Origin of the sequence: Methyloceanibacter sp. (assembly GCF_035650995.1) — a bacterium.
In the GTDB taxonomy this organism is placed as follows: Bacteria; Pseudomonadota; Alphaproteobacteria; order Rhizobiales; family Methyloligellaceae; genus Methyloceanibacter.
Genome location: NZ_DASRGO010000198.1, coordinates 25,710 through 44,189 on the forward strand (window position 1 = coordinate 25,710; position 18,480 = coordinate 44,189).

The window sequence follows — 18,480 nt, forward strand, 5'->3', positions numbered from 1 at the left end:
ATGACCGCCGAGGCGGACAGGTCCTGGCAACGGCCTGACGTCGCCACGATCAAAGAACGGCTTCGGCGCGCTACGCGTTTTGCGCTTGCGCGCGGCCGCCGCGCGTCCCGCTGGCTTGGCGAACACCTGCCCTTCAGGCACGGCTTCTCCAGCCTGACGCGGCGCATCGTGGTGCTCAATCTCATCGGGCTTGCGATCCTGGTCTCGGGGATTCTCTATCTCAACCAATTCCGCGCCGGCCTGATCGACGCCAAGGTACAGAGCCTGCTCACGCAAGGCGAGATCATCGCCCGCGCGATCGCAGCTTCCGCCGGCGTCGATACCAACGAGGTGCAGCTCGATCCGGAGAAGCTGCTCGAGACCGAGCAAGGCCAAGCCGATGACGACGACGCGCTCAACGGCTCGCTCGAATTCACCATCGACCCCGAGCGCGCCGCGCCGATCTTGCGGCCTCTTGTCAAACCCACGGGAAGCCGGGCGCGCATCTATAACCGCGACGGCGCACTGATCCTCGATTCCGACACGTTCTATTCGCGCGGAGAGGTGCTGCGCTACGACCTGCCGCCGCCCGACGTCGAGAAGCCGGACGCCTTGACGCGGTTCTGGCAGGCGGTGAAGACGCGCTTCAATCAATACGACCTGCCGCTCTACACCGAGATCGGCGGCGCCAACGGCAAGGCCTATCCAGAGGTTGCCACCGCGCTGACCGGCACTTCGGTGCCGATCGTCCGCGTCAACGACAAGGGCGAGCTCGTGGTGTCGGTGGCGGTGCCGATCCAGCGCATGCGCGCCGTTCTCGGCGTGCTGCTGCTTTCGACGCGCGGCGGGGACATCGACAATATCGTGGCCGCCGAGCGCTGGGGCATCGTGCGCGTGTCGTTGTTCGCTGCGGCGGTCACCATCGTGCTGTCGGTGATCCTTGCCAACACCATCGCCGGCCCGGTGCAGAGGTTGGCATCGGCGGCGGAAAGCGTGCGCCACAGCGTCAAGGCGCGGGCCGAGATCCCGGATTTCACCGACCGCACCGACGAGATCGGCCATCTGTCGGGCGCGCTGCGCGACATGACCGAAGCGCTGTACAAGCGGATCGACGCGATCGAGAGCTTCGCGGCCGACGTGGCCCACGAGCTCAAGAACCCTCTCACCTCGTTGCGCAGCGCGACCGAGACTCTGCCGCTGGCGAAGACCGACGAGTCGCGCGAGCGCCTGATGGAGATCATCAAGCACGACGTCAAGCGGCTCGACCGGCTGATCAGCGACATTTCGGATGCGTCGCGTCTCGACGCCGAGCTTGCGCGCGAGGACGCCAGACCGGTCGACATGGCCGAGCTTTTGCGCACGACGGTGTCGCTGTTCAACGACATTCACCGCGGCGACACGCCCGACGTGGGATTCGACATCGCTTATGCGCCGGGGGCCCACCCCTACCGCGTCAACGGCCATGACAGCCGCCTGAGCCAGGTGATCGTCAACCTGCTCGACAACGCAATCTCCTTCTCGCCGCCCGCGGGCCGCGTCGCCGTGATCGCGCGGCGCATCGGCAACGAGATTCAGGTGGCGGTCGAAGATGAAGGTCCCGGCATCCCGCCGGAAAATCTCGAGCGCATCTTCGAGCGGTTCTATACCGACCGGCCGCAGGAAAATTTCGGACAGAACTCCGGGCTCGGGCTCAATATTTCGCGGCAGATCGTAGTCGCTCACGGCGGGCGGCTGTGGGCCGAGAACCGGCCGCCGGCCGGCGTCGGGCGCGGAAAGGGCGATCGCGGCGACAGGAAGAGCGGCGGCGCACGTTTCGTGATTCGCCTGCCGGCTGCCTAACCAGTGGGCATCACACGCGAGCTTGTACACGGCACCTGCGTTGCGCTCGGCAGACGCGCGGCGCTTCTGCGCGGGCCGTCGGGCGCGGGCAAATCCGACCTTGCCTTACGGTTCCTTGCGCTTTCGAGCGAGGGAGAGGACCGACCGATGCTCGTCGCCGACGATCAGGTGTTCGTCACGCCCAACGGCCACGGCGGGCTCATGGTCTCGGCGCCTGCTGCCATCGCGGGAAAGATCGAGGTGAGGGGGCTCGGAATCATGCAGGTGCCGTCCGTCGGAGAATCCGAGCTTACGCTCGTCTGCGACCTCGTCGGGCCCAAAGAGGTGCCAAGACTGCCGGAGCCGCTGGAACGGACCGTGATCGCAAGCGTGCCGTTGCCCTTGCTCAAACTCGAACCGTTCGAGGCCTCGGCTCCCTTGAAGTTGAAGATGGCGCTCTTGTGGGCGTCACACGATCTACCCAAGTAAAGTTCCAGGAACGCACTTGCGCTCGACCCCTCTCCCGACAAAGATAACGGCCTTCCGCCTGGGGGCTATTACTCAAGGACTCACATGATCGGCGTCGTCATCGTCACCCATGGCAAGCTCGCGCATGAATTTCGCGCGGCGCTCGAGCACGTGGTCGGGCCGCAAGAGCAGATCGAGACGATTTCAATCGGCCCCGACGACGATCTCGACGAGCGGCGAAGCGACATGTTGACAGCGCTCCAGCGCGTCGACAGCGGCGGGGGTGTCGTGGTGCTTACCGACATGTTCGGCGGCTCGCCCTCGAACCTCGCCATCTCGGCCATGGATCACGAGAACGTCGAGGTGATCGCCGGCGTCAATTTGCCGATGCTGGTGAAGCTCGCGAGCGTGCGGGGCGAATGCGGGCTCGATGAGGCTATCACCCAGGCGCAAGAAGCCGGACGCAAATATATCAGCGTCGCGAGCCAAATCCTCGCGGCTCACTAGAGTGAACAAGCTTCGCGACACAGAAATCGAGCCCCGCTCCGGCCTCCATTTCGCGGAGGTCGTCATCCCGAACAAGAAAGGGCTGCATGCCCGCGCCTCGGCGCAATTCGTGCGCTGCGCCTCGCGCTTCACTGCGGAAGTGCGGGTGACCCGCGAGGGCCATACCGTCGGCGGCACGTCGATCATGGGGTTGATGATGCTGGCCGCGGGGCAGGGTCACTCGATCCTCATCGAGACGGAAGGGGCCGAAGCGAGCGAGGCGCTCGAGGCGCTGATCGCTCTGGTCGAATCCGGCTTCGGGGAAGAGGATTAGGAAATCCCAAATCAGCAGCACGCCTGCGTCTGCGTGTTCACCGTTCCTGACGTGCCAATATCGTAGGGGATGCTGCGGATCGGTGATGAAAGAACAAAATCGCCGCCGTGCGCGTTATTCCACGGCCCCGATAATCCGTCCCTCGGCGCATCCGAACGTGAGTTAGTGAGGTGACGGCGATGGCAAAGACCGAAAAAAGCCGTCCGGTCGTCCTATCCGAAACGAACGCGAGAGCGGGCGTAACGGGACATAACGTGCGCTATGTGCTCGCCTTCGGGCTTGCCGGAAGCATCATCGCCTTCGTGGCAATCGGCCTCTACTACTATTATGCCAGGCTCGTAGAGACGCTCGGTCACGCCTCTGCCCGACTCGACTTCGCCAAGCTTGTATCTTTCGCAACTCCGCTCGCGCTCGGCGCGGTCGCCATCGTCCTGGCGCTCGGCCTATCGAATATGGTGGTCAGGCCGAGGCCAGACATCAGCCAAAAGCTGATGCGCTGGCGGGTTGCGTTGCAATTCACCGCTCTGTGTCTCGTCATGGCCGCTTTCTACCTGGCGGCCGGATCTTAGGGGGTGCTTAGAGCCTCGCAGGGTCTGTGGAGCGTCTTAGCTCGAGGCCACCGGTCAGAGCTCGCGCTTGTAGCCGGTGACCATGGCGCGCGGGAGATTCTCGCGGAACACGAAGCTTGCGAGGACCACGGCGGCGATATGGGCGATGACGAGCGCGAGCGTGATGTTGGCGATCAGCTCGTGCACCTCCTCGAACGACTCGCCGAAGTCCTTAGAGAACATGCCGGCAAGCGGGCCGGCCTGCTGGTCGCCGCCATAGACAATGAGGCCGGTGATGACGGTCGCGGCGAGGAAGATGAGCAGCGCGACGATCATGGCCCCGCCGCCTGGGCTGTGGCCGAGATGGCGCTCGGCCTTGAACAAGACGAGATCGCGCACATAGCGGAGCGATGCGCCGGGCGCATAGACGAAGTCGGAGAAGCGGGCGTGATCGGGCCCGACGAAGCCCCAGATCACGCGCGCCAAAACGAGAGCGCCGACGAGATAGCCCGCCCAGACATGGACCGTGAGCACATCCTCTTCGGTCAAGACGTAGGCGACGGTGAAGGCGACGACCAAGGTCCAATGGAAGACCCGAACGAACGGGTCCCAGACATAGACTTCACCTGCCGCGCTTCGATTCGTACCGGCCATGAGATTATTTACCCTGTAAGGTGCGCGCCCGTCTTGACCAGAATCAATGACCCGCCAGGAGAGCGGCACCCAGCTTACCCCGCGCTTACCGTCTCCCGCAGGTGCCGATGTCATCCCCGGCCAGACGTCCTGGACATCGCATAAAGACTTCCTTATATCTTTATCACCTTGAAGCGGAGCAGAGAGCGGCATGACCTATCACGTCAGGGACATCGGACTGGCCTCTTGGGGCCGCAAAGAGATCGACATCGCCGAGACCGAGATGCCCGGTCTCATGGCCGTGCGCGAGGAATACGCCGCCAAGCAGCCGCTCAAGGGCGCGCGGATCGCGGGCTCCCTGCACATGACGATCCAGACCGCCGTCCTGATCGAGACGCTTAAAGCGCTTGGCGCCGACATCCGCTGGGCGTCGTGCAACATCTATTCGACGCAAGACCACGCGGCCGCGGCGATCGCGGCCAAGGGCATCCCAGTGTTCGCCTACAAGGGGGAAAGCCTCGAGGAATATTGGGACTACACCAACCGCATCTTCGAGTGGTCGGATGGCGGCACGCCCAACATGATCCTCGACGACGGCGGCGACGCTACCTTGCTCGTGCATCTCGGCGTGCGCGCCGAAAAGGGCGACACCGCCTTCCTCGACAAGGCCACCAACGAGGAAGAGAAGGTCCTGTTCGCTTCGATCAAGACGCGGCTCAAGGAGAAGCCGGGCTGGTTCACCAAGATCGCCGCCAATATCCGCGGCGTGACCGAGGAGACCACGACCGGCGTGCACCGTCTCTACGAGATGCAGAAGAAGGGGACGCTCCTGTTCCCCGCCATCAACGTCAACGACAGCGTGACCAAGTCGAAATTCGACAATCTCTACGGCTGCCGCGAGAGCCTGGTCGACGGCATCAGACGCGGCACCGACGTGATGATGGCCGGAAAGGTGGCGATGGTCGCGGGCTTCGGCGACGTGGGCAAGGGATCGGCCGCGAGCTTGCGCAATGCCGGCTGCCGCGTGCTGGTCGCCGAGATCGATCCGATCTGCGCGCTTCAAGCCTCGATGGAGGGCTACGAAGTCACCACCATGGACGACGCGGCGCCGCGCGCCGATATCTTCGTGACCGCGACCGGCAACAAGGACGTCATCACCCTCGACCACATGCGCAGGATGAAGGACCGCGCCATCGTCTGCAATATCGGCCACTTCGATTCCGAGATCCAGGTCGCGAGCTTGCGCAATTTCAAATGGCACAATGTCAAGCCGCAGGTCGACGAGATCGAGTTCCCCGACGGCAAGCGCATCATCCTTCTGTCGGAGGGGCGGCTGGTCAATCTCGGCAACGCCATGGGCCACCCGAGCTTCGTTATGAGCGCGTCATTCACCAACCAGACGCTGGCCCAGATCGAGCTGTGGACCAATCCCGGCAAATACGAGAAGAAGGTCTATACGCTACCCAAGCAGCTCGACGAGAAGGTGGCGCGGCTCCATCTCGCCAAGGTCGGCGCCAGGCTGACCACGCTCAGCGCGGAGCAGGCCGAGTATATCGGCGTGCCGGTCGAAGGCCCCTACAAGCCCGAGGCCTACCGCTACTGATCATGCCTTCGCGACTTATCCGGCGGCGATCGATCCGCCGCACCTCGCGCGGAAGAGGCCCTGTGATAGGCTGATCCCGTGGCACTCCTGATCGCGCTCCATATCCTTGCCGCCGTCGTGTGGGTCGGCGGCATGTTCTTCGCCTATATGGTGCTACGCCCCGCAGCCGGGCCGCTCGACCCCGGCGCGCGGCTTCCCCTGTGGCACCGCGTACTCGGCCGGTTCTTCCTATGGGTGTGGGCGAGCATCGCCCTCCTGCTCGCGAGCGGGTTCGGCATGATCTTCGGCTATCTTGGAGGCTTCGCCGCAGCAGGGGTTCACGTGCATGTCATGGTGGGCATCGGCACCGTTATGATGCTCCTGTTCGTCTACCTCTATTTCGGCCCGTGGCGCCATTTTGCCGCCGCCGTCGCCGGAGGACTTTTGCCCGAGGCGGCGGCGCAGCTCAACCGGACGCGCATGATCGTGGCCGTCAATCTCGCGCTTGGGCTTGCGACCGTCGTGGTGGGCGCAAGCGGCCGCTTCTGGTGACGGCGCTGCGCGAGGTGTCACACAATCGCAGCACGAGTCGCGCAGCCCCTCCTCCATTAACCAAGACACCGAGCCCAGTGGGCAAGACTCGGCGATGCAGTTAATCTACGCCTGATTCGCCTTGGGTTCGCGTGGGGCAGAGGGAGCCCCGCGTTTTAGTCTGTGGCAGCGTTTTTGCGGCGCGAGGCGAGGCCATGGACGGCGGCGCGGAGCACTACACGACCATGCGGATGAGCGGGGGCAAGGTGGCACCCTCTTCGAGGTGGCCAAAGGTGCTGTTCCGCGTTTGCCTGCTCGTCGCTACGCTCATGCTTCCCGTCACCAGCGCGTTTGCCGCCAGCCTCGAAGCCACTTTCGACGCCCGCACTCTCCTCACCCTCGGCATCACCCTCGGCATCATCGCTTTTGCCGTCGGCACGGCGATCGCGTGCCTGCGCGCGACCGAACGCGCGCGCGCCGCGGCGGCGCGTGCGGCGGCGGAAGCCGATCGCTACCGGCAGAGCGAGGCGACGCTCGAGACGGTGCTCGCAGCCGAGCCGCAGGCGCTTCTGATCGTGGGCGAGAGCGGGGAACCCGAGCTCTTGGTCGCCAATCTGCCGGTCGGGCTTGGGGTGCCGCGCGAGGCGAACGCGCTGCTCAATTTCGAGAACTGGCTCGACGCGCCGTCGGCTTCTGCGCTCGAACTTGCCCTGCGCGCGCTGGTCGATAAGGGCGAAGCCTTCAACCTCATGCTCTCGACGCTGCGCGACCGCTTCGTCGAGGTGGACGGCCGCGTCGCCGGGCATACCCTCGTGCTCAAGGTCCGCGACCTGTTCGGGCGGCGGCTCGAACTTGCCGAACTTGCCGCCAAGCACCGCCAGCTCGAGGACCAGGTCACCTCGCTGCGGGCGTTGCTCGACACGCAGGCGAGCCTGGCGGAGCGCGCCCAGCCGGAGGCTAAGCCGTCGCGCGAGGCCCATTTCAGAAGTTTCGACCGGCTCGCAACCGCCTTCGCCGTGTTCGACGAAAGCCAGAGGCTGACCCATTTCAACCAGGCCTATGTCGATCTCTGGCAACTCGACCCCGCATGGCTTACGACCCATCCGCGCGACGGGGAGATCCTCGACCGCTTGCGCCAGGAGCGCCGCTTGCCCGAGAAGGCCGATTACCGCGAGTGGAAGAAAAGCTGGCTCGCTTCATACGGCTCGAATGCGCAGGTCGAAGACCTCTGGCACCTTCCCGACGGCCGCATCCTGCACGTGATCGCCGACAGCGAGGCGGGCGGCGTCACCTATCTCTACGAAAACGTCACCGAGCGCATCGCGCTCGAGAGCCGCTACAACGCGCTGATTCAGGTGCAGCGCGAGACGCTCGATACCTTGCGCGAGGGCGTCGCCGTGTTCGGCCCGAACGGAAGACTGAGGCTCTACAACCGGGCCTTCGCCAAGCTGTGGCGCCTCTTGCCGCACACGCTCGACAGCGAGCCGCATATCGACGAGATCATCGAGGAATGCCGCGCACTTTACGACGCGCCCGAGGAATGGGAGCGGACCAAGGCGGCGGTCACGGCGATCGTCGCCGAGCGGCGGCCCTATGAAAGCGAGATCGATCGTGCCGACGGCCGCGTGCTCGCATGCGCCGCATTGCCGCTGCCGGACGGCGGCACCTTGCTCACTTATAACGACGTATCGGACGCAAAGTACGTCGAGCGGGCGTTGATCGAGCGGGCCGAGGCTCTGGAGGAGGCTGACCGCGTCAAGTCGGCGTTCATCTCGCATGTCTCCTATGAGCTTCGCACTCCGCTCAACTCGATCCTCGGCTTTGCCCAGCTGCTGGCCAGCCCCGCCTTCGGCCCGCTCGGCGACAAGCAGCACGAATATGTCGGCGACATCCTCGCCTCGGGACTGACGCTGAGGGCCATCATCGACGACATTCTCGATCTCGCCACCATCGATGCCGGCACGCTCGAGCTCAATCTCGCCCCGGTCAGCGTGCGCGAGGTGATCGAGGCCGCCGAGAACGGCGTGCGCGAGCGGCTCAAACAGAACGACATGACGCTCGACGTCACGATCGAACCCGGCATCGACACCTTCGTCGCCGACGCCGCCCGGGTGACGCAAATCCTCTATAATCTCCTCTCCAACGCGATCGGCTTCTCGCCCGCCGGAGGGCGGATCGCGCTCAACTGCCGCCGCGAGAGTTCCATGGTCGCGTTCACCGTCGAGGATCAGGGGGTCGGCATCCCCGAGGATTATCAGAAGGCGGTGTTCGACCGCTTCGAGAGCCGGTCGCATGGCTCGCGCCATCGCGGCACCGGGCTCGGGTTGTCGCTCGTCAAGAGCCTTACCGAGCTGCATGGCGGCACCGTCTCCCTCGCCTCGACGCCGGGCAGGGGAACGCGCGTCACGGTGCGGTTGCCGGTCACCCAGGAGGCCAAGGGCGACGCGGCCGCGCGCGAGGAGCCGCGCTACAAATCAAGCCGCGCCGGATGACAAGCGTCTGGACGCTCGACGATGTCGACCTTCCCAGGCTCGACGTCATCGCGAGCCGGCTTGCGCTTGCGCTCAAGCCCGGCGACGTCGTTACGCTCGCGGGTCCGCTCGGCGCGGGCAAGACCACGCTGGCGCGGGCGCTGGTGAAACGGATCTGCGGCGAAGGCGAGGTGCCGAGCCCGACCTTCGCGCTGATGCAGCGCTACGAGACGCAGCGGCTCGTCATCACCCATTGCGACTTCTACCGGCTTGAGCCAGGCGAGCTTGGCGAGCTCGGGCTCGACGACGCGCTCGCCGAAGGCGTGCTCCTGATCGAGTGGCCGGAGCGTGCGGGCGACTGGCTGCCGCAGGAGCGGCTTGACATCGCCATCGACGAGACGGCGACGCCAAACGCGCGCCGGCTCGTTCTCTCCGGCCAGAGTCGTTGGGCCGAAAGGCTCGACCGCGTCCGCGAACTCTCCGCCTTTCTCGACAAGACCCCGTACGCCGAGGCCGGCGCCGAATATCTGCAGGGCGACGCTTCGACGCGCTCCTATGCGCGGCTCGTTCTGCCAGACAGGACCGCGATCCTCATGAATTCGCCGCGCCAGCCCGATGGGCCTCCGATCCGCGACGGCAAGCCCTATTCGCAGCTCGTGCATCTTGCCGAGGATGTGACGCCTTTCGTCGCAGTTGCTCAAGCGCTCCGCGAGCGCGCCCTTTCGGCGCCCGCCATCTATGCCTTCGACCTCGACCGCGGGTTCCTCATCCTCGAAGACCTCGGGGATCGCGTGTTCGGGGCCGAGGTCGCGAAGGGACACGACATGGCGGATCTGTGGGGAGCCGCGGTCGATGTCCTGCTCGCTCTCGCCGGGGAACCGCCACCCGAGCGCCTTGCCATCGAGGGACACGCCCCCTACCGGCTGCCCGATTTCGATGCCGAGGCCATGCTGACCGAGGCCTCACTCCTGATCGACTGGCTCTGGCCGGTGCTGCACGGAAAGCCCATGCCGTCGGCCTTACGCGAGGAGTTTGCCGCTCTGTGGCGCCCCCTGCTCGCAGAGGCGGCAAAGGCCGATCTTGGCTGGGTGTTGCGCGATTACCACTCTCCGAACCTAATGTGGCTGCCGAGGCGAAAAGGGGTTAAGCGGGTCGGGCTCCTGGATTTCCAGGATGCGCTTAGAGGCCCGCTCGCCTACGACCTCGTGTCCTTGCTCCAGGACGCCCGGCTCGACGTTCCCGAGGCGCTTGAACGGGATGAACTCGCTCGCTACTGTGCCGCACGAAGCGCGAGCCCGCATTTCTCGAGCGACCAGTTCCACGTGCTCTATGCAACGCTCGGCGCCCAACGCAACTCGAAGATCCTGGGCATCTTTTCCAGACTGGCAAAACGTGACGGCAAGCGCGGTTATCTCGCTCATCTCCCGCGGGTCGCACGCTACCTCGAGCGCGACCTCGCCCATCCTGCGCTCGAACGCTTGCGCGCGTTCTACGAGCGCCAGTTCCCGCCTGCCGGCAAGCTTCCGCCTTTGGCTCTCTGACCTGGACCAATTCCATGAGTGAGTCGCGCGCCACCGAGGCGAAGACGGCGATGGTGCTGGCCGCGGGGTTCGGCGAGCGCATGCGTCCCTTGACCTTGACCATGCCGAAGCCCCTCGTGCCGCTCGCAGGCCGGCCTCTCATCGACCACGTGCTCGACCGTCTCGCGCTGGCGGGCGTCAGAACCGCGGTCGTCAATGTGCATTACCTGCCCGACCTGCTCGAAGCGCATCTCGCCACGCGCAAGGGCCATGCGCCGGAGATCCGTATTTCCGACGAGCGCGGCCTTCTGCTCGACACCGGCGGCGGCGCGAAGAAGGCGCTTCCCCTCTTGGGACGCGGGCCGTTCTTCATCCATAATGCCGACTCGGTGTGGAGCGAGGGCGCCGCGCCCGCGCTTCCACGCATGCTGAAGCTGTGGAACCCAACAATCATGGATTGCCTCCTTCTGCTTGCACCCGCCGCGACCAGCATCGGCTACAACGCCAGAGGCGATTTTTCCATGGCGCCGGACGGCAAGCTCGCCCGCCGCGGCGAGCGGCAGGTCGTGCCCTTCGCCTTCGCCGGGGTTTCGCTGTGCGACGAGCGGCTCTTCAAGGACGCGCCGGAGGGCCGTTTCTCCCTGAACCTATTGTGGGACCGCGCTCTCGCCGAAGGCAGGCTTTATGGGATGCGGCTCGACGGGACCTGGATGCATGTCGGCACCCCGGAAGCTCTGGCGGAAGCCGAAACGCTGTTCGAGCGCGAAGGTGCGTGAGGGACTGAAAACGGGCCCGAGGCTCTACACCATCCCGCCTTCGGCGCCATTTCTTACCACCTTGGCAAGAGCCATTCTTGCCGGCGACCTGCCGGTTCCAGGCGGACCGAAGCCTGATCCGCTCATCCTACCGTTCACCACGATCTACCTCCCCACACGCCGCGCGGCACGGGCTCTGCGCGAGGCCTTCCTGGCCGAGGCCCCGAGCGAGGCGCTGCTCCTCCCGCGCGTCAAGGCGCTCGGCGATCCCGACGAGGAGGCGGCGCTCATTCTTGGGGAAGGCGACGATGAGGGCGGCGCGGATAAACCTGCCATCGGCGAGTTGCAGCGTCACATGGCACTGATGCGGCTCGTGCTCGCGTTTGCCCGCACCCTTCCCCCAGCGCTCGGCGAAGGGGCGCGCCTCGAACCGATTACGCCGGCGCAAGCCTCTTCCCTCGCCTTGGATCTCGCCAAACTGATGGACGAGGTCGAGCGCGAGGAGATCGACCTTTCCAGGCTCGTCGCAATCGTGCCGGAGGAATTCGCCGACCATTGGCGGCTCACGGTCGAATTCCTGAAGATCGTGACCGAGCATTGGCCGGCTCATCTTGCGGAGAACGGTCTCGCCTCTCCGGTCGCACGCCGGAGCGCATTGATGACGATCGAAACTGAGCGGTTGGCGAAGGGATCTTCTTATCCCGTCATCGCCGCCGGCTCGACCGGAACGGTGCCCGCGACCGCCCGCCTGCTCGAGACAATCGCCTCGCTGCCGAACGGCGCGGTCGTCTTGCCGGGACTCGACCGCTTCCTCGACGACTGGACGAGCCTGGCCGATCATCCGGAGCATCCGCAGGCCGGCATGGCCAAGCTTCTGAAGAAGCTCGGCGCGACGCGCCAGCAGGTCGCCGACGTGCCGGGCAGCGCGCCAAATCCGGTGCAGCGCGCGCGACTCGAGCTGATCAGCGAGGCGCTCCGACCGGCGGGAAGCACCGAGCGATGGCAACGATTTCTCGCCGGCGGGGATCTCCTGTCCGAGGGACGCGCCAGCTTCGCCAACGGCGTTGCCGGACTCCGCTACGTCGTCGCGCCCACTGCGCACGACGAAGCCGAGGCGATCGCGCTCATCCTCAAGTGGTGCATCGAAACGGAAGGCAAGACCGCGGCGCTCGTCACCCCGGATCGCGTTCTCGCGCGGCGCGTGGCCGCGCGGCTCAAACGCTACGGCCTCGCCATCGACGATTCGGCCGGAATGCCCGTGATGCGCAGCGTGCCGGGCGCCTTCCTCGACCTCGTGCTCGGCGCGGTCGAGACGAGCTTCGCGCCGACCCCGCTGATGGCGCTGCTCAAGCATCCGCTGACCCTGCTCGGCCGGAGTGCATTCGAGATGCGCGTCGCGGCGCGGGCGATCGAGCGCGGCGCTTTTCGCGATGTCTATGTGGGCGAAGGTCTTGCCGGCGTCCGCGAGGCGCTTAGCGCCGAGTACGACGGACCGCGGCCGAGGCCCGCGCGGATCAGCGACCAGGAGAGGGAAAAGGCGCTCGGCCTTGTCGCCGACCTCGAAACGGCATTCGCTCCCCTGGCCAAGCTCTTCGCCGAAGGCGCCGATCAGCCGGCCGCCCGGCTCGGCGAAGCCCATGTCGCAGTGGCGGAGGCGCTTGCGCGCGATCAAGCCGGCTCCGCATCGCGGCTGTGGCGTGACGACGCCGGGGAAGCGCTGACCACGCTTCTGGCCGAGGTGATCGAAGCCGGCACCAACCTTGCCATCGAACCAAGGGCCTACCCGCCCTTCTACCGGAGCCTCGTCGCCCGCGAGGTGGTGCGTCCACCCTACCCCGCCCATCCGCGCCTCTTCATCTGGGGTCCGCTCGAGGCGCGGCTGCAGCAGCCCGATGTCGTGATCCTCGGCAGCCTGAACGAGGGCGTCTGGCCCCGGCCGCAGGAGGCAGGGCCTTGGCTCAACCGCCCGATGCGCGAGGCGCTCGGGTTGCCTCCGCCTGACGAGATCACCGGCCGCTCGGCGCACGACTTCGCCCAATGCCTCGGCGCGCGGCATGTCTATCTCACCCGCGCATTGAAGGTCGAGGGCGTACCGACCGTGCCGTCGCGCTGGCTGCAGCGACTGCTCGCGCTGATCGATGCGGCGAAGCTCGCCGACCGCATCGCGCCAGAACTGCCATTTGCCGAATGGGCGCGCGAGCGCGACCATGCGCCGCGCTTCGAGCCGGTCAAGCCGCCGCGCCCCTGCCCTCCGGTCGCGGCGCGCCCGCGCGAGCTGAGCGTCACCCGCATCGAGCGGTGGATTGCCAATCCTTACGAAATTTACGCCCGCTACGTGCTCGAGCTCGAGAAACTCGAGCCGCTCGGCAGCGACCCGGATCAGGCCTTGCGCGGACAGATCGTTCACAAGGTGTTGCACGAATTCGCGCGCGACCATCCGCGCGAGTTGCCGGCCGACATCTATGGCGAGCTGATGGCCCGCGCCGATGAGCAATTCGCGAGGCTCGGCGGGTCGCCTCTCGTCGAGGCGTTCTGGCGGCCGAGCTTCGCCCGCTTCGCGCGCTGGTTCGCCGCGACCGAGCCGGTGCGCCGCGCGCTTCCCGTCACGACCTTCGCCGAATTAAAAGGCAAGCTCGAGATTGCCGACCGATTTACGCTGACGGCGCGCGCCGACCGCATCGATCTTGGCGAAGACGGGAGCGTTGCCATTTACGACTACAAGACGGGGAAGCCTCCCGAGGTGAAGCACGTTGACGGACTGTCCGCTCCGCAGCTTCCGCTCGAAGCGGTGATCGCCGAAGGCGGCGGCTTCGAAGGGCTCGGCGCGCGCCCCGTCAATGCCCTCGTCTATATCGGCGCCTCTGGCCGCGCCGAAGGCGGGAACGAGCGTCCAGCCGGAGAGAGGCCCGTTTCCGATCTTGCCCACGATGCACGCGAAAGGCTCGTCAAGCTCGTGCGCCGCTACAACGACCCCGCCATGCCCTACGAGGTCAAGCGCAGGCGCGGCGCGCCGTTCACCCACGCCTACGACTATGACGACTACGCCCAGCTTGCCCGCATCCAGGAATGGATGACGCAGGAGCCCGACGAGGACGACCGATGAGCGATCGCGCCGCCCTTCCCGAGGAAGCCGACCGCAACCAGGCCCGCGCCTCGGACCCGTCGGCGTCGGCCTGGGTCTCGGCCAGCGCCGGCACGGGCAAGACCGCAGTGCTGGTCAAACGCGTGCAGAGGCTCCTCCTTGCAGGCTTCAAGCCCGAATCGATCCTCTGTCTCACCTACACCAAGACCGCCGCGGCGGAGATGCAGAACCGCCTGCTTAAGGAGCTCGCCGCCTGGGCGACGATTTCTGAGGATGACCTTCGCGAAAGGTTGCAGGAGTTGACGAAGCGCACGCCAGAGGCGGGGGAGCTCCGCGAGGCGCGGCGTCTCTTTGCGCGCACGCTCGAAGCCAAAGGCGGGCTCAAGATCTATACCATCCACGGCTTCTGCGAGCGGCTGTTGCAGCGCTTCCCGCTCGAGGCGCGGGTCACGCCGCATTTCTCGGTGCTCGACGAACCGGAGCAGGCCCTGCTGCGGCGGCGCGCCTTCGACGCCGTGTTCGCGCGCGCCGCCGAGGACCGTGAGGGAGCGCTCGGCCAGGCGCTCGCGCACGTGATCACGCTCACGAGCGAGAGCCACTTCCGCAAGGTGATCGACGCCGTCCTCGCCATGCGCGGCGAGATGGCGCGCATTGCGGCCTATCACGGCGGCCGAAGCGATTGGGCGGAAAGGGAAGCCGCGGCGTTGAAGCGGCTGCTCGGCGTTCACGAGGTGAAAGAGGAGGACTTGATCGCCGAAATGGCCGGCATCCTGTCCGATGCCGAGATCGGTGAGCTGCTCGATGCTCTTGAAGCACACGGCGCGACCAAGGACGACGCGCGCATGAAGGCGAGCCTGATCAACGCCAAGGATGCGCTCGGCGAATCGCGCGCCGCGGCGCTAAAGCCCATCTTCTGCACGGTGGATCACGAGCCGCGCCAGCGCCTGTGTAGCAAGGCTCTGAAGGACGCAGTTCCTCGACTTTGCGTTATGCTTGAGCGCGCACGCGACCGTTTCGTGCCGCTCGACGCCACGCTCGCCAAGCTGCGCATCGCCGAGGCAAGCGGCTCGGTGCTGATCCTCGCCGATGCCGTGATGGGCGACTACGAGCGGCGGAAGCGGGCCGAGGCCGCGCTCGATTACGACGATCTGATCGTCAAGACGCTCAACCTTCTCCTTCGCGAGCGCGCGGCGGCATGGGTCCTGTACAAGATCGACGGCGGCATCGACCACATCCTGGTCGACGAGGCGCAGGACACGAATCCCGCGCAGTGGGACATCATCGAACGGCTGGCCGAGGAGTTCTTCGCCGGCGCCGGAGCGAGCGAGCGCACGCGCACGATCTTCGCCGTGGGCGACGAGAAGCAGTCGATCTACTCGTTCCAGGGCGCCGATCCCAGGCGCTTCGGAGAGATCGGTCGGATCTTCCAGCGCCGCGCCGAGGCTGTTGGCCTTCCTTTCCACCAGGTCCCACTCAACCTGTCGTTCCGCTCGACGGAGCCGGTGCTCCGGGCGGTCGATGCGGTGTTCGCCAACCGCAAGGCTGCAAGCGGGCTTGTCCTCTCCGAGACGGCGGTCATCCAGCATCACGCCGTCCGCAAGGGCGAGGCGGGGCTGGTCGAGCTGTGGCTGCCCGAAGCCGAGGCGAAGCCCGAGCCCGCCGATCCCTTTGCGCCGTGGGAGGACGCATCGAGCGGCGCGCGATCCGTCGATGCGCTTTGCCAGAACATCGCCCGCCTGATCAGGCGGTGGATCGAGGAGGGCGAGCCGCTGCTATCGGCCGGACGTCCGGTCAAGCCCGGCGACATCTTGATCCTCGTCCGCCGCCGCGACCCGTTCACGACGCCGATGATCCGGGCCCTCAAGCGCGAACGCGTGCCGGTCGCGGGCGCCGACCGCATGAAGCTGATGGACCAGCTTGCGGTGCAGGACCTCGTTGCGCTTGCCGACGTGTTGCTGCTGCCGGAGGACGACCTTGCGCTCGCCGTGGTGCTGAAGAGTCCCTTGTTCGGACTCTCCGACGACGACCTCTTCGACCTCGCTCACGGGAGGGGGGCGCGCTCGCTCTGGTCGATGCTCAAGGATAAGGCCGAGACCGATCGGCGCTTTGCCGAAGCCCGTGCCACGCTTAAGGCTTGGCTCGCGCGCACCGATTTCCTGCCGCCGTACGAGTTCTTCGCCGATGTGCTCGGCGCCGACGGCCAGAAGATGCGCGAACGCATGTTGATCAGGCTCGGACCCGAGGCGGCGGAAGCGATCGACGAATTTCTCGATCATGCGCTTGCCTACGACCGCGATGCCGCGCCGTCTCTCCAGGGTTTCATCGATCAGCTCAGAAAGGGCGACATCGAGATCAAGCGCGACATGGATCAGGACCGCGACGAGGTGCGCATCATGACGGTGCACGGCGCCAAGGGTCTGCAAGCGCCGATTGTGTTCCTGCCCGACACCTGCATGAACCCGCGCGCGCAAGGCGTGCGGCTCTATCCCCTGCCCCGGCCAGGCGAGCCGCAGGAGGAGGTCGCCCACATTGTCTGGGCGGTCGGCGGGCGGACCGACCTCGAAGAGATCGAGGGGCCGAAGGAGGCGCTCAAAAGGGCCGAGCACGAAGAACATCACCGCCTCCTCTATGTGGCGATGACGCGGGCGCAGGACCGCCTCTATGTGTGCGGCTGGCAGGGACAGAAGGACAAGCCGGAAGGCGACTCCTGGTACGAACTTATCAAGGACGGGCTCGGAGGCCTTCTCGCCGAGGTGACAAATTCAGACGGCACTTCTGTGCGCAGGATGGATTGTGCGCAAGTGAAGCCCGTCAAGAAGGATGAGGTCGAGGGCGTGAAAGGCGTGAAGACACCGCTTCCCGCCTGGGCCCTGCGGGCGGCGACGCCGGAACGCGCGCCTCGGCGGCTCACGCCGTCGCGGCTGCCGCGATCTCCGGTCGAGGGGACGGAGGCGCCCTTCGCTTTTCAGCCTCCGCTCGGCCCTCTTGCGCTCGCCAAGAACCACCGCTTCGCACGGGGACGCCTCGTGCATGCGCTGCTCCAGTATCTTCCCGAAGTCGCGCCGGAGGATCAGGAGCGCGCGGCGCGTACTTTCATTGCCGCGAGGGGCCGGGACCTTGCCGGCGCATTGCAGGACGAGATCCTCGCCGAGGCGGTCGCCATCGTGCGCGATCCGCGCTTCGCGCCGCTGTTTCGGCCGGGCAGCCTCGCCGAGGTGCCGGTGATCGCCAAAATCGGCGATGGAAAGCACGGCTGCGAGCTGGAGGGGCAGATCGACCGGCTCGCCATCCTCGCGGAGGAGCTTCTGATCCTCGACTACAAGACCAACCGTCCGCCGCCCAAAGTGGTCGAGGACGTGGCGCCGGCCTATATCGATCAGCTTGCGGCGTATCGGATTGCACTCAAACGCATGTTCCCTGGAAAGATTTTGCGCGCGGCACTGTTGTGGACCGACGGTCCGAACCTCATGGAGATTCCATCAACTTCTCTTGATCTTGCCGAGGCCCGCATCCTCGGGCTTGGCGCCAAGCCTTGACGCCATCGGGGTGCATACCTAGTTTCGTGTCCCTAAAGGCGAGTCCGGCCATTCGCGGCGGCCGCTTGCGATCAGGAGAAGCAAATGGCGACTGAGAAAGTATCGGACGACAATTTCGAGGCCGAGGTGCTCAAGTCCTCGACGCCAGTGGTCGTGGACTTCTGGGCGGAATGGTGCGGCCCGTGCCGGCAGATCGCCCCTGCTCTCGAAGAGATCGCCAAGGAGATGGGCGGCAAGGTGCGTATCACCAAGCTGAACATCGACGAAAACCCGCGCACGCCCTCCTTCTATAACGTGCGGGCGATCCCCACGCTGATTCTGTTCAAGGACGGAGAGGTCGCCGGCACGCTCAAGGGCGCCTACCCGAAGAGCCAACTCACCGCCTGGATCAACGGCACGGTCGGCGCGTAGTCCGACTCGGGGAAAGAGGCCGTCCCTCTCCGGGACGTAGGGCACTTGCGAATTCGGCGAGCTTTCCTCGTGCTCTGCCTTTGCCTCTGCGCCTCCGCACGCTTGGACGCGAGCGCGTTCCTCGACGAGCAACAGGCTCGCGCCAAAGCGATCAAGATCCTCATGGGCGATCCTTACGGAACCACGATGGAAGACGTATCCAAGGCCATCGTCGGCGGGGAGCTGCTCAAGGACGGCAAGACGCGAGCGTGCGGCGACGTGAAGAAGCCGGTCTGGCAGTTCCATATCCATGTCGAGGCGCCGGTCAACAAGCCCGAGAGTCCGAT

Annotated in this window: 15 protein-coding genes; 14 read left to right on the forward strand and 1 reads right to left on the reverse strand. The window is 65.9% G+C overall.

Annotation, left to right across the window (positions count from 1 at the left end; all coding sequences use genetic code 11):
- The 5 genes from VFB18_RS14945 to VFB18_RS15815 all read left to right on the forward strand — a co-directional run bounded on the left by VFB18_RS14945 (position 1) and on the right by VFB18_RS15815 (position 3,654).
- A complete protein-coding gene (locus VFB18_RS14945; RefSeq protein WP_324977050.1) occupies positions 1-1,818 on the forward strand; it encodes a sensor histidine kinase in 1,818 nt (605 codons plus the stop codon).
- Between the two features lie 3 nt (positions 1,819-1,821).
- A complete protein-coding gene (locus VFB18_RS14950) occupies positions 1,822-2,286 on the forward strand; it encodes an HPr kinase/phosphatase C-terminal domain-containing protein (RefSeq protein ID WP_324977053.1) in 465 nt (154 codons plus the stop codon).
- Between the two features lie 84 nt (positions 2,287-2,370).
- Complete coding sequence (locus VFB18_RS14955) at positions 2,371-2,772, forward strand: PTS sugar transporter subunit IIA (protein WP_324977055.1); 402 nt, start codon at positions 2,371-2,373, stop codon at positions 2,770-2,772.
- A gap of 1 nt (position 2,773) precedes the next feature.
- Positions 2,774-3,085, forward strand: a complete 312-nt coding sequence (locus VFB18_RS14960; protein ID WP_324977057.1) for an HPr family phosphocarrier protein — start codon at positions 2,774-2,776, stop codon at positions 3,083-3,085.
- Between the two features lie 179 nt (positions 3,086-3,264).
- Positions 3,265-3,654 carry a twin transmembrane helix small protein gene (locus VFB18_RS15815; RefSeq protein WP_414675795.1) on the forward strand — a complete coding sequence of 130 codons (390 nt, stop codon included), beginning with the start codon at positions 3,265-3,267 and terminating at the stop codon, positions 3,652-3,654.
- A gap of 54 nt (positions 3,655-3,708) precedes the next feature.
- Here VFB18_RS15815 and VFB18_RS14970 read toward each other — a convergent pair whose 3' ends face one another.
- Complete coding sequence (locus tag VFB18_RS14970) at positions 3,709-4,287, reverse strand: cytochrome b/b6 domain-containing protein (RefSeq protein ID WP_324977060.1); 579 nt, start codon at positions 4,285-4,287, stop codon at positions 3,709-3,711.
- A 190-nt stretch (positions 4,288-4,477) separates the two neighbouring features.
- Here VFB18_RS14970 and ahcY point away from each other — a divergent pair, with 190 nt between their 5' ends.
- The 9 genes from ahcY to VFB18_RS15015 all read left to right on the forward strand — a co-directional run.
- Entirely contained in the window at positions 4,478-5,869 is a 1,392-nt protein-coding gene (gene ahcY, locus VFB18_RS14975) for an adenosylhomocysteinase (protein WP_324977062.1), read from the forward strand.
- A gap of 78 nt (positions 5,870-5,947) precedes the next feature.
- Positions 5,948-6,400 (forward strand): CopD family protein, encoded by a 453-nt coding sequence (locus VFB18_RS14980; protein ID WP_324977064.1) that lies wholly within the window; start codon positions 5,948-5,950, stop codon positions 6,398-6,400.
- Positions 6,401-6,594: 194 nt separating this feature from the next.
- Complete coding sequence (locus VFB18_RS14985; RefSeq protein WP_324977067.1) at positions 6,595-8,871, forward strand: sensor histidine kinase; 2,277 nt, start codon at positions 6,595-6,597, stop codon at positions 8,869-8,871.
- Positions 8,868-10,391, forward strand: coding sequence for a tRNA (adenosine(37)-N6)-threonylcarbamoyltransferase complex ATPase subunit type 1 TsaE (gene tsaE / locus VFB18_RS14990; RefSeq protein WP_324977070.1), 1,524 nt, complete (start codon positions 8,868-8,870; stop codon positions 10,389-10,391). Before VFB18_RS14985 ends, tsaE begins: the two co-directional genes overlap by 4 nt.
- 14 nt (positions 10,392-10,405) lie before the next feature.
- Positions 10,406-11,146 carry a nucleotidyltransferase family protein gene (locus VFB18_RS14995; protein ID WP_324977073.1) on the forward strand — a complete coding sequence of 247 codons (741 nt, stop codon included), beginning with the start codon at positions 10,406-10,408 and terminating at the stop codon, positions 11,144-11,146.
- A complete protein-coding gene (addB, locus tag VFB18_RS15000; protein ID WP_324977076.1) occupies positions 11,139-14,228 on the forward strand; it encodes a double-strand break repair protein AddB in 3,090 nt (1,029 codons plus the stop codon). Before VFB18_RS14995 ends, addB begins: the two co-directional genes overlap by 8 nt.
- Positions 14,225-17,743, forward strand: coding sequence for a double-strand break repair helicase AddA (addA, locus tag VFB18_RS15005; RefSeq protein ID WP_324977079.1), 3,519 nt, complete (start codon positions 14,225-14,227; stop codon positions 17,741-17,743). Before addB ends, addA begins: the two co-directional genes overlap by 4 nt.
- Positions 17,744-17,827: 84 nt before the next feature.
- On the forward strand, positions 17,828-18,154 hold the full coding sequence (trxA, locus tag VFB18_RS15010; RefSeq protein WP_324977082.1) for a thioredoxin: 327 nt from the start codon (positions 17,828-17,830) through the stop codon (positions 18,152-18,154).
- Between the two features lie 102 nt (positions 18,155-18,256).
- Positions 18,257-18,480: hypothetical protein (locus VFB18_RS15015; protein ID WP_324977085.1), on the forward strand; the 224-nt coding region annotated here is incomplete at its 3' end.